Origin of the sequence: Polaromonas sp. AER18D-145 (assembly GCF_002379095.1) — a bacterium.
Classification (GTDB): domain Bacteria; phylum Pseudomonadota; class Gammaproteobacteria; order Burkholderiales; family Burkholderiaceae_C; genus Polaromonas.
On the sequence record NZ_NBZV01000018.1, the window covers coordinates 63,709 to 79,349 of the forward strand.

General features: G+C 58.3%; 14 protein-coding genes. 3 read left to right on the plus strand and 11 right to left on the minus strand.

Features of this window, described 5'->3' with window-relative positions:
• Positions 1-28 precede the first annotated feature (28 nt).
• Genes B7G52_RS11160 through B7G52_RS11200 form a run of 9 tightly spaced genes read right to left on the minus strand, consistent with a single transcriptional unit; the run spans position 29 to position 9,115 of the window.
• The gene (locus B7G52_RS11160; RefSeq protein WP_096697673.1) at positions 29-1,150 is read right to left on the minus strand and encodes a CaiB/BaiF CoA-transferase family protein; all 1,122 of its coding nucleotides are present in this window, start codon (positions 1,148-1,150) and stop codon (positions 29-31) included.
• Between the two features lies 1 nt (position 1,151).
• Entirely contained in the window at positions 1,152-1,799 is a 648-nt protein-coding gene (locus B7G52_RS11165) for a 3-hydroxyacyl-CoA dehydrogenase family protein (protein ID WP_240523402.1), read from the minus strand.
• A 12-nt stretch (positions 1,800-1,811) separates the two neighbouring features.
• Complete coding sequence (locus B7G52_RS11170; RefSeq protein ID WP_096697675.1) at positions 1,812-2,687, minus strand: 3-hydroxyacyl-CoA dehydrogenase family protein; 876 nt, start codon at positions 2,685-2,687, stop codon at positions 1,812-1,814.
• A gap of 7 nt (positions 2,688-2,694) precedes the next feature.
• Complete coding sequence (locus B7G52_RS11175) at positions 2,695-3,861, minus strand: acyl-CoA dehydrogenase family protein (RefSeq protein WP_170954748.1); 1,167 nt, start codon at positions 3,859-3,861, stop codon at positions 2,695-2,697.
• Between the two features lie 28 nt (positions 3,862-3,889).
• Positions 3,890-4,636, minus strand: a complete 747-nt coding sequence (locus tag B7G52_RS11180) for an SDR family NAD(P)-dependent oxidoreductase (RefSeq protein WP_240523403.1) — start codon at positions 4,634-4,636, stop codon at positions 3,890-3,892.
• 4 nt (positions 4,637-4,640) lie between these two features.
• On the minus strand, positions 4,641-5,408 hold the full coding sequence (locus B7G52_RS11185; RefSeq protein ID WP_096697676.1) for an enoyl-CoA hydratase/isomerase family protein: 768 nt from the start codon (positions 5,406-5,408) through the stop codon (positions 4,641-4,643).
• 2 nt (positions 5,409-5,410) lie between these two features.
• Positions 5,411-7,090 carry a class I adenylate-forming enzyme family protein gene (locus B7G52_RS11190; protein ID WP_096697677.1) on the minus strand — a complete coding sequence of 560 codons (1,680 nt, stop codon included), beginning with the start codon at positions 7,088-7,090 and terminating at the stop codon, positions 5,411-5,413.
• A gap of 14 nt (positions 7,091-7,104) precedes the next feature.
• Positions 7,105-7,890: an enoyl-CoA hydratase-related protein gene (locus tag B7G52_RS11195; RefSeq protein WP_096697678.1), complete on the minus strand. Its 786-nt coding sequence runs from the start codon at positions 7,888-7,890 to the stop codon at positions 7,105-7,107.
• A 46-nt stretch (positions 7,891-7,936) separates the two neighbouring features.
• Positions 7,937-9,115 carry a CaiB/BaiF CoA-transferase family protein gene (locus B7G52_RS11200; protein ID WP_240523404.1) on the minus strand — a complete coding sequence of 393 codons (1,179 nt, stop codon included), beginning with the start codon at positions 9,113-9,115 and terminating at the stop codon, positions 7,937-7,939.
• 615 nt (positions 9,116-9,730) lie between these two features.
• Here B7G52_RS11200 and B7G52_RS11205 point away from each other — a divergent pair.
• Complete coding sequence (locus B7G52_RS11205) at positions 9,731-11,383, plus strand: sigma-54-dependent Fis family transcriptional regulator (RefSeq protein ID WP_096697680.1); 1,653 nt, start codon at positions 9,731-9,733, stop codon at positions 11,381-11,383.
• 92 nt (positions 11,384-11,475) lie between these two features.
• Here the strand turns inward: B7G52_RS11205 and B7G52_RS11210 are convergent, their stop codons facing one another.
• Positions 11,476-12,171, minus strand: a complete 696-nt coding sequence (locus tag B7G52_RS11210) for a DUF4286 family protein (RefSeq protein ID WP_096697681.1) — start codon at positions 12,169-12,171, stop codon at positions 11,476-11,478.
• Positions 12,172-12,413: 242 nt separating this feature from the next.
• Entirely contained in the window at positions 12,414-13,904 is a 1,491-nt protein-coding gene (locus B7G52_RS11215) for an ABC transporter substrate-binding protein (RefSeq protein WP_371329015.1), read from the minus strand.
• A 521-nt stretch (positions 13,905-14,425) separates the two neighbouring features.
• Between B7G52_RS11215 and B7G52_RS11220 the strand changes: the two genes are divergently transcribed.
• The gene (locus tag B7G52_RS11220; RefSeq protein WP_096697683.1) at positions 14,426-15,196 is read left to right on the plus strand and encodes an ABC transporter ATP-binding protein; all 771 of its coding nucleotides are present in this window, start codon (positions 14,426-14,428) and stop codon (positions 15,194-15,196) included.
• Positions 15,197-15,324: 128 nt separating this feature from the next.
• The coding region (locus B7G52_RS11225) for an ATP-binding cassette domain-containing protein (RefSeq protein ID WP_141397431.1) at positions 15,325-15,641 on the plus strand (317 nt) is incomplete at its 3' end.

Sequence of the window (15,641 nt, forward strand, 5' to 3'; positions counted from 1 at the left end):
TGATGATGTGTGTGGCGCACACCCGGCCTTATTTGCCGAGTCCGAATTCGGCGTTGGCTTCGCCCAGCGCCGGGTAGCCATCGCGAAAATTTTGACCACGAAACTGCGGCGCCACGGGCACCGGCAGTGCGGTGATGTGCGCATCGCCACTGACAAGCTCCCTGGAAAAAATGCCTCGGGCATGGAAGTGCGGATCATCCACCGCCTCTTTCATGGAGGCGACCACCGCGCAACAAACGTCCTTGCCCTTGAAACAGGCGACCCAATGTTCGGCGGTCTGCGCGGCCAGGATCTGCTGAATGTGCGCCTTGACCGTGTCCGGAGCCTGGCTGTCGTCCAGCAGTTCTTTCGGCGCGCCAATCGCATCGATGAAATTGATCCAGAACCTGTCTTCGAGCGGGGCTGCCGCGATGAACTTGTCGTCCCGGGTGCGGTAGATCTGATAGCGCGGCGATCCGCCGGTCACCAGTTCGCCGCCAGGCGCCGGCCACTGCCCCGCCACCTGGCCATTGCCGATGGCCCAGTACAAGAAGGTGAACAGGTTGTCCGCCATCGCGATGTCGAGCTTGCAGCCCTTGCCGCTGCGGTCCCGCTGGCGCAGTGCCAGCAGGATGTTGACGATTGCGGGATAGGTGCCGCCCGCAATATCCGCAATCAGCGCCGGCGGCAACACTGGCGCGCCGTCGGCGCCCGCCGACAGGCCGAGCATGCCGGCCTCCGCCACATAATTGAGATCGTGCGCCGCGACATTCGCACGCGGACCGGACTGCCCATAGCCGGTGATGGCGCAATAGATGATCCGGTCGTTGATCGCGGACAGCGCTTCGTAGCCCAGACCAAGCCGGTCCATCACGCCCGGCCGGAACTGCTCGACCACAATGTCCGCACTCTCGATCAAGGGGCGCAGCCGGTCCGGCGCGTCTGCTTCTTTCAGGTCGATCGCGATGCTGCGCTTGCCGCGATTGAGCAATCCGAAATTGACGCTGTCCACGCCGAAGCGGGGCGCATAACTGCGCATTTCGTCGCCGCGGCCCGGGCGCTCGATCTTGATCACTTCAGCGCCGGCCTCGGCCAGCACCAGCGTTGCCATGGGTCCCGGCAGCAGTGTGCTGAAATCCAGGACTCGGATCCCCTCCAGCGGACGCATCATGTCAGCCGCCTCTTTTCTGGACGCGGACTTTGGCCACGCGGGCCCGGCGCGCCGGGGCGTAGGGTGCCTCACCAAAGGCTTCAAACAAATCCTGCGTCACATCAAAATGATGCTCCAGCCCGGTCCGCTCAAGCAGCGCGATCGGGCCTTCCGGATAACCGAGACCGAGGCGCAAGGTCAGATCCATGTCGTCCGCGCTGGCCAGGCCTTCGTCCAGTCGGCGCAAAGCGGCGTTGTAGTATGGGCGAACCAGCCGATCGATGATGCGCCCCTGGAAATCAAAGCAAACCGCCACTTTGAAGCCGGCACCTTCGAGCACCTGTCTGGCCGCGCTGATCGCGGCTTGCGGCGTATTCGGCTGCCGCACCAGTTCAATCAGGTTCGAAGGCTCGCCGTCCCCCAGCCTGAAGCGGGCGAATCCAAGCACATTCGAGCCTTCGGTGCCGCGGCTTTCGCCGGTATAGGCGCCAAGTGATTCGGTGCCCAACTCAATCAGGATGGCGGCCGTGGCATCACGACCCTGGATTTTTTCCAGCGCTTCGGCTTGCCCGGTGCCGAGCACGATGATCACTTCGCCATCCGCCGACTTGCCGTCCAGCAGTGAATGGCGGTTTGGGAAAGAGTGGCTGCTCCCGGTATCGATAATCATATAGTTCATCGCTTAGCCCCCAAACATGGCATTGTCTTTATAGGTATAAAACCCGCGTCCCGATTTGCGTCCAAGATGGCCGGCGGCAATCATGCGCTTGACCAAGGGTGGGCAAGCGGCGCGTGGTTCATGGGTCACGCCGTGCAGCGCTTCGCACAGCAGGAGTTGGGTGTCCAGGCCGATCAGATCGAGCAGTTCGAGCGGCCCCATCGGATAGCCAAGCCCTTCCTTGATCGCCAGATCAATATCAGCGGGCGACGCGACACCCGCTTCGACCAGGCGAATGGCATCATTGTTGTACGGCACCAGGAAATAATTGAGAATGAAGCCGGGGTTGTCCTTGGTTTTCACCGGGCGCTGCCCCATTGCTTCGCAGGCAGCCCATGCTTTTTTGAACGTCTCTTCGGACGTGTTGATGCCGGGCGACATCTCAACCAGCTTCATCAGTTGCGCCGGCAGACAGAAATGCATGCCGACGAAATGATCGTCGCGATGGGATCCGGCCGCGATTTCGGTAATCGACAGCGTCGATGTGTTGGAGGCGAAAATCGTGTGCGCCGGGCATATCTCGTTCAGTTTGCCAAACAGGTCGTGTTTGACGCGCAAGTCTTCAAACACGGCGTCGATGATCAGGTCGCACCCGGCCATGTCGGCCAGCTCGGTGGTCCCGATCAGATTGCGCATGATTCCCTCGACCTGCTGTTCGGTCAGTTTGCCGCGCTGCACCGATTTGGCAAAGAAGCCCTCGGTCTGCTTGCGTGCCCGGTCCAGCGCATCTTGCCGCGTGTCATAGACGATGGTGCGAAAGCCCGCGCGCGCGGCGACGATGGCGATGCCCGACCCCATGGTGCCGCAGCCGGCCACACCGATGGTCTTGATGTCACTCATGAATACCTCACTTGGTTAAAAAACTGCGGCCGATGAGCTGGCGATGGACCTGGTTGGTGCCTTCCCATATCTGCGTGATCTTGGCATCCCGCATCAGCCGCTCAACCCGGAAGTCGCTGCAATAGCCATAGCCGCCGAACAGTTGCACCACGTCGGTGGCGATGCGCATCGCGATATCCGAGGCGCGCATCTTCAGAATAGAAGCCTCGATGCCGAAATCGGTCCCGCCGCCATCGATCAGTTTGGCGAGGCGCCACAGCCAGGCTTCGCACATCGCGAGGTCGGCCGCCATGTCCGCCAGCATGAACTGAATGCCCTGGAACTCGATGATCTTGCGCCCGGATTGCCTGCGCTCGTTGATGTACGCGACACCGTCTTCGAACGAGGCACGGGCAATGCCCAGCGCGTGCGCCGCCACGCTGGGACGCGACTTGTTCAACGACGAAAACAGGATTTCCAGTCCGGCGCCGGGCATCCCCAGAAGATTGGCGCGTGGCACGCGGCAATTGTCGAACGAAATGGTCGCCGTACTCGATGCCCGGTGGCCCATCTTGTCTTCCTTGCGGACCACCGACAAGCCGGGCGTGTCCTTCTCAAGAACCACCACTGAAATCGCTTTCTTGGGATCGTCGATCTCGCTCCACTTTCCGAACAACACGTACAGGTCGGCGACATCGCCGTTGGTAATGAATGTCTTGCCGCCATGGATGACGATGTCGTCGCCGTCCGGCGTAAAGCGTGTGCGCATGCCGGTTGCATCCGATCCCGCATCGGGCTCTGTGATGGCGAGCGAGACCAGGCCGCCTTGCGCTATGCGCGGCAGCAGCCGGTTTTTTTGCTCTTCGTTGCCGAAGTCGACGACCGGTTTGATCGCGTGAAAATTGGTGGCCCAAATGATCCCGGTTGACGCGCATGCTTTGCTGATTTCGCGGACGCACTCCAGATAGGCGGTGTAGGAAAGCTGCGCACCGCCATATTCCTCGGGAATGAACATCGCATTCAGGCCAAGGTTGTTGATGGCCTTGATGTTGTCCCATGGAAACTCGCCGCTCTTGTCGTAATGCGCCGCCCGTTGCGTGAATTCGCCGCGCGCCAGCGTGCGGACACTATCGAGCAACATCGCTTCGTCTTCCGATAATTCGATGGCTGAGTCAAGCCGCTCAAAAATGTTCAACTGTGTACCTCTTTGATCAGGGAAATGGTCAGTGCGCAATGCCCTGCGCGCCGTCGATGTAAATGGTTTCACCGGACAGGAAGGCCGAATCGATCAGGAACAATCCCCGCACCAGCCGGGCGACATCGTCCGAGGTGCCTGGTTCACGGCCCGGAATGCGCTTTTCCAGATAGGCGCGCAACGGGCCCGCTTCCATCACGCTGCGATTCAGATCGGTCGTGATGTAACCCGGCGCAACGTCCATCACCCGAATGCCCTTGCCTGCCCACTCGACCGCCAGACAGCGCGTGATCGCCCCGACCGCCGCCTTCGACGCGCAATACGCCAGATTTCGCTTCACACCCAGCTTGTCGAAAAAAGACCCAATGTTGACGATCAGGCCGCCGCCTGCCGCGACCAGGTGGGGGTAGATATGCTGGCAGCTGACGAATACCGAGGTTGCGTTGGTAGCAAACACGGTGTCGTAGTCACTCTGCGCGAAGGTATCGCTCGGCCCCTCGAGGTGGATTCCCGCGTTATTGACCAGGCCGACAATCGGCAAACCCAATTGGGCAACCTTGGCAAACGTGTCGCGCAGGCTGCCACTGTGCGTGACGTCGGCGGCAAAGGCCACGCAACGCCCAAGCGAGGCGGTAGCCGCGCCTGGCACGGAAGGCAGTTCGCCTTTGCGTGACAGACAGGCCACGGTATAGCCCTGCTCCGCCAGCGATAGCGCGATCGCTGCGCCGATCCCCCGGCTCGCGCCGGTCACGATGATGGTTCCTGTCATGGTCATGCTGTCACCTGTCGGTAAAGACCGGTTTTCGTTTTTCCAGGAAAGCGGCCATGCCCTCGGCCGCGTCGGCCGTCTGATAGGCAAGGGTCGACTGATCGGCCTCGATCTTCAGGCCTTCGGCGAGTGTCGTCTGCAACGAGCGCTGTATCGCGCTGCGCGCACAGCGCAGGGAGGCCAGGCTGTGGCAAGTGAATTCGCGTGCGAAGGCGATACCGCCGTCCATCGGATCGCCTTCGAGCAGGCGATTGACCAGACCCAGTTGCAGCGCCTCGTCCGATTTGACCGTGCGGCCGCTCAGGATCAGTTCCATGGCGCGCGCCTCGCCGATCAATCGTGACAACCGTTGAGTGCCACCGTAGCCCGGGATCAGGCCGAGCTTTATTTCTGGCAGGCCCATTTTGGCGTTGGCCGTGGCGAGCCTGAAAGTGCATGACAAGGCCAGTTCGAGGCCACCGCCAAAGGCGAAGCCGTTGATGATGGCCACAGACGGTATCGGTAACGTGCCCAGCCTGGAAAACACCTGCTGACCCAATTCAACGCCGCGTTTATGCACCTCGGGCGCCTGCCCCAGCAACTCGGTGATGTCTGCGCCAGCGCAAAATGCCTTTGGCCCGGCGCCGGTCACCAGCAATGCGCGCGCACTCGATCTGGCAACCTGTTCGATGCATGCTGCAATGTCGCCGATCAGTGAAAAACTCAAGGCATTCAGCGCTTCCTGCCGATCAATCGTGAGGACCGCAAATTCTTCACGGTAGGACAAAGTAATCGGCATGGTCAGCTCACTTCTTTCAATGTTTGTTGGCCGGCACTGCTCCAGCGCACCGGCACCGGACGGATACGCCCTTGTTTCGCCCATTCGACCAACTCGCGCTTGAGGATTTTCCCGCTGGGTGTCAGCGGGAATTCATCGAGAGCGATGTAGTACTCGGGCATGTCGAACCTGGACAAACCCGCGTCAAACAAATGCTGCAGCATGTCATCGGGCGCGGGCCCGCCATGGCTGGCAATCACCGCCAGGCAAACCTTTTCACCAAGGCGTTCATCCGCGATCGGGAATGCCGCCGCCTTCAATACGGCGGGGTGGGTCACCGCCAGGTTTTCGATGGTGGAAGGATGGATGTTGTGGCCACCGCGAATGATCAGGTCTTTTTTCCGCCCCATGATCGTCAGGCAGCCCTTGGCATCGAGCACGCCCAGGTCCCCGCTCAGAAACCAGCCATGGATGTTGAAGGATTTTTCAGTCGCGCTCTGGTTATTGAAGTAGCCGAGCATCAGGCAGCCACCGCGACCGGCAATTTCACCGATCTCGCCAGGAGCCGCTTCAATGTCAGGGTTCTCCTGATTCCAGATTTTTATCTCATAAGCGTCGCATGCCCGGCCGCAGGTGCCGACGATGGTATCGGCATCGTCAGTTGGCAACGTGTATTGATGCGATCCGTTTTCGGTCATGCCGTACACATTTTGCGGCAGGATGCCGCGATTCAGAAAGGCCTGCGCGGTTTCACGCGGTATCGCCGCCCCAGCCATGTAGAAGACCTTCACACGGCCAAGCCGGTTCATCTCACGCCGCTCCATCTCGGCAAGAATGTCCATCGCATGGGTTGGCACGCCCATGACGTAAGTGGCGCCGGCTTGCAGGATCCAGTCAACCGGTTTGAGGCCGGGCGGCAAATCGTTGACCACCAGCTCGAAACCGGCCGCCAGCATCTGCTCCAGCGCCACCGTGCCGATGTGGTGACTGATGGGGCTGAGCGTCAGCAACACGATTTTTTCGTTGTGCCCCCAATCCTTGACCATGGCACGGCCATTGGCCAGCAAGGTGTTATCGCTATGCATGACCGCTTTGGGCTCACCCGTGGTACCGGAAGTGAACGCGAGATAGACGATCTTGTCCGGGTTGGCATCAGGCGCACAGTCCGGCTTTCTGCCGTCGCAGGCCGGAAAGCCGTCAGGATTTTTTGCCGGCGAGCGTTTCGCATCGAGCCAGTAGCTGCGTCGCAATGTGCCGACCGCGCCAATCTGCTCCACAATGCCGCTGCGATGGCCATCGGCGCCATACCCCTTCTGTCCAAAAAAAGCTTCGCATCCGATGCGATCAAGGAGCAGGGTAATTTCCGCAGCCGTGTAATTCTGGTGCAGCGAAGGATTGCAGATGTAGCCGTTGCGTGAACAGGCCAAGAACACCAGAATTGATTCGATCCGGTTCGGCAACCAGACCGATACCCGGGATCCCTTGCGCAGCCCGGCCTGTTCGAGATCAGCCGCCACGGCGTCGACCCATTCGAGCGCCTGCGCCCATGTGAGCCGATGAATACTGTCGCGCAGCGCGAAGGCATCCGGACGACTCGCGGCATGCTGCCTCAGAAGCGAATACAAAGTGTGCTCCTGCCAGATGCCGTCCGCGTAGTATCGCCGCGCCTGTTTCGGATCCAGCAGGGTAAGAACGGAACTCATTGATGCGAATCCGGTTAGTGTCCGAACTTGGACGCGTCCGGTTTGCGTTTTTCCGCGAAGGACTTCGACAGCTCCCTGGATTCCTGGGTTTCAAGATTTTGTCGCAATAGCAGATCATGCGCCATGCGCGACAGACCGCCGACGCCACCGTGGCGGGCATTGAACGCAGCCTTGATCGAAGCCAGTGCGAACGAACCGCGTTCGGCGATTTCGAGCGCCATCGCGCGCGTGGCCGAGATCAATTGGTCATCTGGCACGACTTTGTTGATCAGCCCGATGGCAAGCGCTTCGGCGGCACTCATCTTCGGATTCATGTACCAGATTTCCTTTGCCCTCTTCTTGCCGACCAGGTCTTCCAGATACCAGGTGCCATAGCCGGCGTCAAAGCTGCCCATCATCGGACCGACCTGACGAAAGACCGCGCTTTCCTTGGCGATCGTCAGATCGCAGACCACCTGCAGCACATTACCGCCGCCGACGGCGAAGCCGTTGACCGACGCGATGACCGGTTTCTGGAGGCGGTCGATGCTTTCGTACATGTCCAGGACCGGCAGCACACCCGCGTACAGCAGGGTATCTTCCATGCCGGTTTTCTCACCGCCAATGCAGAAGAAGCGATCCCCAGCACCGGTGATGACGATCACGCGGGTGCGTGTTTCACGCCGGATTTCGTTGATGCAATCACGAATTTCATGGCACATCTGCACATTGAACATATTGCCGTTGTTTGGACGGTTCAGTGTGATCGTTCCGATCGGGCCCTCTTCAGCGTAAATGATGGTTTCAAATTTTTGGGTCATGGGAAATTCTCCTTGAATGATAGGGTGCGCGTCGCGCAGGCGCCGCTTACAGGACACCTGCCGCGTCGAGCGCCGATAGTTGCTCATCTCCCCAGCCCAGCCAGGAATCGAATACGGCTTGGGTATCTTCGCCAAGTCGCGGCGGGGCTTTGCGGAATGTTCGATTATTCCCGTCAAACTGAATGCCGAGACCAACCTGCGGAATGGACACGCTCCCCCGCTGTACCGAATAGAACAGGCCGCGCTCGGAAAGCGTCCGATCCCGGATGACCTCGTCCAGACTGTTGATCGGTCCGGCGGGTATACGCGCTTCGGCGAATAATGCAAGCCAGTGCTCGCGGCCATGCCGGATCAGAGTTGCCTGGATCTCCACTACGATTTCTTTTCGCGCCGCGCGTCGTCCGGCGTTATCCGCGTAACCGGGCTTATCGGCCATGTCCGGGCGTCCGATAGTCTGGCAAAAGCGGCTCCAGATGCCATCGTTGCCCAAACCCAGAACAATGGGTCGATCAGCCGTATCAAAGAGCTGATAAATCGCGATAACGCTGTCTTTACCACCGGAGCGAATGGGCAATTCCCCCGAACCGAGATAAGGGACGATCCTGGGCGTCATGAATCGCGTCATGCTCTCCACCATTGACACGTCGATCGACTGCCCCAGGCCGGTTTGCCCTCGGCCGACCAGTGCGGCCAAAGTCGCCAGCGCCGCGTCCGAGCCGGCCAGAAGGTCCGCCGCCGGTGTTCCGACCTTTTGCGGTCCATGGCATGCTTCCCCCGTGAGATCCATGACGCCGCTATACCCTTCCGCGATCAAGTCATAGCAGGGCTGGTCGCTGTTTGAGCCGGTCAGGCCAAACCCGGTAATCGATACATGGATCAACCTCGAATTGATCGCCCTCAGCGTCGCACAATCAATGCCGAGCTTTTTTTGACTGCGCGCAACCTGATTGACGATGATGACATCCGCCTCTTTTACCAACGCATGCAACGCATTCAGGCCCGCTGGATTGGAATAATCCAGCGCAATACTTTGCTTGTTGCGGTTGACGCTCAAGAACCACAGCGACTCGCCATCAAGAAAGGGAGGGCCCCAGGCGCGCGCATCATCGCCGCGTCCCGGCCTTTCAACCTTGACGATCGAAGCCCCCATGTCAGCCAGCAACAGGGTTGCGTAGGGCCCGGCAATGGATGTGGTGAGATCGAGTATGCGTATGCCGCTCAGCATGCTCAGTGTATTTCCGGGGTCTGGCGTTGGCAGTTTGTCAGCAGGCAGCATGGTTAAAAAAAGCGTCCAGAGGTAAGTCTTAGGCTATTGATAAAGCAACATCCGAGCCATCAATTTTCAGTCGTTGCCGACTACCGTGGAAAAAGGGGCGAAGCAAGCCGATGCACCGGTTGAAAGCTCAAGAATGAGCATGCATCACAAGCCCTGCAAGGGATAGCGGGCACCCAACACCATCCGCAAGGAACAGAAGCGCCAGCCGTGTGAATTGCACTTGTGTCATCAAGTGACTATTCGTGCGTCTCCATCCATAACAAAAGTGTCTTTTTGAAATACAAAATATTTGATTCCGAACAGACATAAGACATAATCTCCAGATCCTTGGGGCTTCTATCAGGAGCTCGATGCGATTGCTGGCCAGATCAATGGCCGCATTAGAAAGGCGCTGGGCGCCGTTGCCCCTTGATGTTTGCCGCGAATGCCTGATCCACTCGTCCCATCACTCAACCGCAATACACTCAACCCACTGTGGCCCTGCAGGCTTTAAATCGCCAGACCACGCCAGGGCGTGAAAGTGTCTGTTGAGTGCTTGAGCCTCGATTTTTTTGGAAAGAGTGAATGAATAACCGAGAAATGCCCGTATTTGGCGTCCTGGTCGCCAACCCGCAAGGAACAATATTGTGTGCGACCGGCTTCGCGAGCGACCCTGCCATCCAGAAAAAACTCCTTCAGGGACTCCCGAAAAAACGGCAACAGGTTACCGGGTTTGTGGCGCTCGAAGGACATTTGCGCCTGCTCGCAATTTTTCGCGTAACGCCCGATGCGATCGTGTTTTTTATTCATTCCGCAACCGGCGAACCGTCGCTGTTTGACTTCATTGCGAGCGTCGACTTTGCCCACGCCATCTTTAGCTACTTCATCAACAGCCCATACGAGTCGATGGTCGTCGTGGATGATCAGGCGCGCATCAAATTCGTGCCGCCGGTACACGAGGCATTCTTCGGCATAAAGCGTGGCGAGGGAATCGGCAAGCACGTTACCGATGTCATTGAAAACACAAATCTGCACGAAGTGGTTCGTACCGGCAAGGCCGAAATCGGCAAACTGCAGGAGATGGGCGGCGTAACGCGCGTCGTCGCGCGCATCCCGATCATGGACAACGGAAAAATAGTGGGCGCTATCGGCCGAGTCATGTTCAAGGGGCCTGAAACGGTGCGTGAACTCAGTAGCGAGGTAACGAAGCTTCGAACCGAAGTGGAATTTTATCGACGCGAGCTATCAGGCTTGAAGCGGCGTTCCTATAGCCTGGAGCAGATGGTGGGAAAAAGCGATGCCATCCGGCAGTTGAAGGCCGATATCGTGAAAGTCGCGCCTCTTCATGTGCCAGTATTGATTATCGGTGAAAGCGGCACCGGCAAGGAGCTGGCGGCGCATGCCATGCACGGATTGAGTTCACGCAACGAGAATCAGATGGTCTTCGTCAATGCCGCCGCGTTGCCTAGCGGACTGGTGGAAAGCGAACTGTTCGGTTACGAAGCGGGCGCATTTACCGGAGCGGAAAAGAAGGGGCGCAAGGGCAAGTTCGAACTGGCGGACAAAAGCTCGCTGTTTTTCGACGAGATCGGCGACATGCCACCCGAAATTCAGGTCAAGCTGCTGCGGGTACTGGAAGACGGAATGTTTGAACGGGTCGGCGGCGACCGCCCCCGCCATTCGGATTTCCGGCTGATTTGCGCGAGCAACCGGGACTTTCAGGGAATGATCAACGCTCGCGAATTCCGCCTGGATCTGTATTACCGCATCAGCGGGGTCACTATACGCATGCCTAGTCTGCACGAGAGGCTGGAAGATATCCCCGATCTGGTGGAGAATTTTTTAGCCGCCTTTGCTGCCCGCCAGCGTATTTCCGTTAATCGGGTCGACCCCAAGGTCTACGGTTACCTGCGCGAGTTATCGTGGCCGGGCAATGTGCGGCAATTGCTGCATGAAGTGGAAAAGGCGGCGATTTTCTGTGATGGTCAGGAGATCACGATCGAAGACTTTCGACCGCTGTCCGCGGCAGCCGCACAAAAGGACCTTCCGAACGAATCCAGGCAGCTGATGCCATCGGCGATCCTGCCTCCCGGAGGAAAAATCCGGGATGCCGTCGAGGATATGGAAAAGGCGATGATCAGCGCGGCGATGGCAAAGCATCGCGGCAACAAGAAAAAGGTCGCCGAGGAGCTGGGCATTTCACGGGCTTATTTGTATAAAAAGCTGCCGGCGGCCTGATCCTGCCGATGAGCAGGACTGGTATGTGGCTTGTTGTGTCAACTACCAGACGGCAGAAGAGCGGGGAATGTGGCCCGATCCATAGGATGGACTCATTGCGCGGCGCGCCTGCAAATCAACTGGTATCTCGCCCACGAACCGATCAATAGTCCATTTTCCGCGCACTCTCCCGTTAGCCACTGCTTGTGCAGCGCCAACGCCGATTGTGCAAGATCATAGTTCTCTATGAACAGTACCCAATGAACGTGATTATCGCGCACACCTCGCAACCCCATTTCGGGGCTGGCATCGCCTGTAATCGCTTCATCCGACTCCCACAGCGCCATACGCACCAGGCAATCGGACTCCATCAGGCGCGGTCCAAGATGATGTTTGACAAAGAAGCGGGCGTCGTTTTCTCTCCCGTGAATCGGCTTGCACTGGACCACAATGGCAGTGCCCCCCGCTCCCTCTCCAATCGACCAGGTTTCGCGACAAGCGGATCGCAACGTGCTGCGAAAATTCGGCATGATCTTTTTGGTCCAATCGGTGGGATTGGCAAGACACTCCTGATACGCCGGCGACTGCAGCACCTCGATTGAGCTGCACTCATAGACGGCCATGTAAGCAGGTTGCGCCCCCAAGGCCTGATAACGTCGCGCCGCATTAAATCCGGCGATCGCAAGCCGTTCGGGAATATGCTGCTGCTGGTACCAGCGATTGAATTCAAGCTCCATGCCTTTCAGCACATCATTCAAGATCAGGAGCACGCCCGGCACGTCCGGGCACCCATCAGGAAGTGATGTCATGCATCCCTCACAATTCATGGTTCAACAAAAAATTGACGCCGTACCTCGCCACACCTTCGATTGCAACAGGATTACCCTGACTACTCGCAAATGAAAAGGTCCCCGCCCGCGAAAAATCCACCGAACGCCCGGTGAATGGATCACGACGCAGAAAGCCTGTTGGCGGGCAACAGGCTTGGCCCCATGCGGTCACCGACAGGAAGCGACGCCATATGACGTGGTAGCTTCGCCTCCTGGTTTCCTTATCGCTTGATCAGCGGACAAGTGCTTTCGCTCAAGGGCTGATAGGCCTGGTCGCCGGGGATGGTTTGCTTGATGGTGACGATGTCCCACTCCCCTTTCGATTCCGACGGCTTCTTCGCTTCCGCCAGGTACATCTCATGCACCATACGGCCGTTAGCGCGAATTTTTCCACCTTTGGCGAAGAAGTCATTGATCTCGGTGTCTTTCATTTTTTTCATCACCGTGTCGGCATTATCCGTATCGCCGGCCTGTACCGCCTTCAGATAGTGCATTGTCGCCGAGTAGGCGCCAGCCTGAATCATGGTCGGCATAGCCTTGTGGATGTCGTAGAAACGCTTGGACCAGGCCCGCGTTTCGTCGTTCCGATCCCAGTAATAGCCAGTGGTAAACAACAGCCCTTGCGCGACCTGCAGTCCCATTCCTTTGATGTCGGTGTCGAACAGCAGCAAGGTCGCCAGCTTCTGTCCGCCCTTGGTCAGGCCAAATTCGGCGGCTTGGCGCACCGAATTCTGGGTGTCCCGGCCGGCATTGGCCAGCCCGACCACCTTGGCCTTCGAGGCTTGCGCCTGAAGCAGGAACGAGGAGAAGTCGGAGGCGCTGAGCGGGTGCTTGACGGTGCCCAGCACCTTGCCGCCCATTTCGCGGATGACGGCGGTGGTGTCCTTTTCGAGCGAGCTGCCAAAAGCATAATCAGCCGTCAGAAAGTACCAGGTATCACCGCCTTGCTGCATGACCGCGCGCCCGGTGCCGGTGGCCAGTGCATAGGTGTCGTAGACGTAATGAATACCGTAAGGTGAGCATTCCTTATTGGTCAGAGCGGTGCTGGCCGATCCCGCGAAAATCATGATCCGTTTCTTGTCCGCGCCCAGCTTTTGCATGGCAATAGCCGCGGCAGAGTCGGTGGATTCGATGATCATGTCAACCTTGTCGCGGTCAATCCATTCCCTGGTTTTGGATAAAGCGATGTCGACCTTGTTCTGGTAGTCTGCCGACACCAGTTCGATGGGCTTGCCATTGACCTTGCCGCCGAAATCCTTGATCGCCATTTCTACCGCCCGAATCGCGCCGGGGCCGCCGTTGGCGGAATACACCCCGGTCTGGTCCACAATGACGCCGATCTTCACCACATCGTCCGAGATCTGCGCCGCCGCCGGCAACGATACCGCCGATGCCGCCGCAACGATGGCTGTACTTAGTATGTGCTTCATTTGTTCTCCAGTTATAGATAGATACGACTGCCCGGCGGCAGAGGCTTGCAATAAATGAACAGCACGATACGTGATGGCCTCACCGGTTTTTCGCCAAGGACATTCATTCATTTTTTCGTGCTCCTGCTTTTCCGCCTCCTCAATCCGCATCGATGACGCTGCTCCTTCTGGAATAGACATTTCGATGCTGACCGTGATGTTACGCAAGTTCCATTCCATGCAAAAAAAGCTGATTTCCTTTTGATTCGCCAAGAAATGTCGACCTTGCGTCGCAATGCGCATCCACAAAAGACACCTCCTCCATTCACGAGGCAAACACGAAACGCTTGCCGATCAATGTTAAAAGCTGTCGTCAAGTTTTCGATGCGATCGGAATTTCGTTTGGTACGCCCGCTGGCAACATGAGCAATTTCGACGCCTCTCAAATTTGATATCAGGTTTTTTCTGAGCGTTTGTTGATGCACCACGCGAAATCATGCGCATGCGTTCCAATCATCCGCCCAGGGAAAACCATATGAACAAGCAGCGCCTACACCCATGCTTCCGAGTGTTCTTATTGAATACAAACTGACTGCGGTGAGTGCCTGTAAAGAAGTCACAAAACCAACTGATTCCGGAAACCTCATCGAGTTCATCAGGTTTCCCCAGTCCTTTGATCCACTTGATGCACCGGCACGCTTGTTGCTTCTACGAATGCAAACCTATTCGAAGTAGCGATATTGATCGCCAACCAAACCGGGACATCGACTGGACTTCGAATAAGTATACGAACCTAAAACCGACAAAAAAATAATGGAGATCCGATGACCAATGTCATCTTGAAGACGAAGAACCTGACCAAGGAATTCAAGGGATTCGTGGCCGTCAACCAAGTGAACCTGAAAGTTCAGCGCGGCCACATCCACGCGCTGATCGGCCCGAACGGCGCCGGCAAAACCACCTTCTTCAACCTGCTGACCAAATTTCTGCACCCGACCACCGGCACCATCCTGTTCAACGGCAACGACATCACGACCGAAAAGCCGGCGCAAACCGCGCGGCGCGGCATTGTCCGTTCATTCCAGATCTCGGCGGTCTTTCCGCACATGACGGTGCTGGAAAATGTACGGGCCGCCCTGCAGCGCAATCTGGGCACCTCGTTTCACTTCTGGAAGTCCGAAAGCACGCTGTTTCACCTGCACGAACGCGCCCGCGAGTTGCTGGCCGAGGTGGACCTGCAGGACTTCGCCGACGAGATGACCGTCAACCTGCCCTACGGCCGCAAGCGCGCGCTGGAGCTGGCCACCACGCTGGCGCTCGAACCCGAGCTGATGCTGCTGGACGAACCCACACAGGGCATGGGCCACGAAGACGTGGACCGGGTGACGCAGCTGATCAAGAAGGTCTCCGCCGGGCGCACCATCCTGATGGTGGAGCACAACATGAACGTGGTCTCGTCGATTGCCGACCGCATCACGGTGCTGCAGCGCGGCGCCATCATTGCCGACGGCCCGTATGCCGAGGTTTCCAGCAATCCGCTGGTCATCGAAGCCTACATGGGTGCCGCGAGCACCGAACTGCAGGGAGCACACTAGATGTTGGCCCCCACGCTTTTCACTTCTTGTCGTGCACTGCTCCCCAAGGGGGCTAATTTCCCTTGGGACGGTCCGGCGAAAAAATGCGCCCCTGTGCCTGTCTCCATCGGTGCCACACGGAGGCCCGCATGACTAAAGAGCTGCTCCGCATCGAGGATCTGCACGCCTGGTACGGCGAGTCGCACATCCTGCACGGCGTGAACCTCACGGTGCACCAGGGCGAGGTGGTGACCTTGCTGGGACGCAACGGCGCCGGGCGCACCACGACCATGCGCGCCATCGTCGGCCTGACCGGCTCGCGCAAGGGCTCGATCCGCATCAACGGTGAAGAAACCATCAAGCTGGCGCCGCACAAGGTGGCGCACATGGGCGTGGGTTACTGCCCCGAAGAACGCGGCATCTTCGCCAGCCTGACCGCCGAGGAAAACCTGATGCTGCCGCCCAC

Excerpts from the sequence above, each read along its gene's own strand:
- B7G52_RS11220 (WP_096697683.1), top strand. The coding sequence starts at position 14,426 with ATGACCAATGTCATCTTGAAGACGAAGAACCTGACCAAGGAATTCAAG.
- B7G52_RS11180 (WP_240523403.1), bottom strand. The coding sequence starts at position 4,636 with ATGACCATGACAGGAACCATCATCGTGACCGGCGCGAGCCGGGGGATC.
- B7G52_RS11215 (WP_371329015.1), bottom strand. The coding sequence starts at position 13,904 with ATGCGCATTGCGACGCAAGGTCGACATTTCTTGGCGAATCAAAAGGAA.
- B7G52_RS11200 (WP_240523404.1), bottom strand. The coding sequence starts at position 9,115 with ATGCTGAGCGGCATACGCATACTCGATCTCACCACATCCATTGCCGGG.
- B7G52_RS11160 (WP_096697673.1), bottom strand. The coding sequence starts at position 1,150 with ATGATGCGTCCGCTGGAGGGGATCCGAGTCCTGGATTTCAGCACACTG.
- B7G52_RS11190 (WP_096697677.1), bottom strand. The coding sequence starts at position 7,090 with ATGAGTTCCGTTCTTACCCTGCTGGATCCGAAACAGGCGCGGCGATAC.
- B7G52_RS11170 (WP_096697675.1), bottom strand. The coding sequence starts at position 2,687 with ATGAGTGACATCAAGACCATCGGTGTGGCCGGCTGCGGCACCATGGGG.
- B7G52_RS11185 (WP_096697676.1), bottom strand. The coding sequence starts at position 5,408 with ATGCCGATTACTTTGTCCTACCGTGAAGAATTTGCGGTCCTCACGATT.
- B7G52_RS11195 (WP_096697678.1), bottom strand. The coding sequence starts at position 7,890 with ATGACCCAAAAATTTGAAACCATCATTTACGCTGAAGAGGGCCCGATC.
- B7G52_RS11210 (WP_096697681.1), bottom strand. The coding sequence starts at position 12,171 with ATGACATCACTTCCTGATGGGTGCCCGGACGTGCCGGGCGTGCTCCTG.
- B7G52_RS11205 (WP_096697680.1), top strand. The coding sequence starts at position 9,731 with ATGAATAACCGAGAAATGCCCGTATTTGGCGTCCTGGTCGCCAACCCG.
- B7G52_RS11165 (WP_240523402.1), bottom strand. The coding sequence starts at position 1,799 with ATGATTATCGATACCGGGAGCAGCCACTCTTTCCCAAACCGCCATTCA.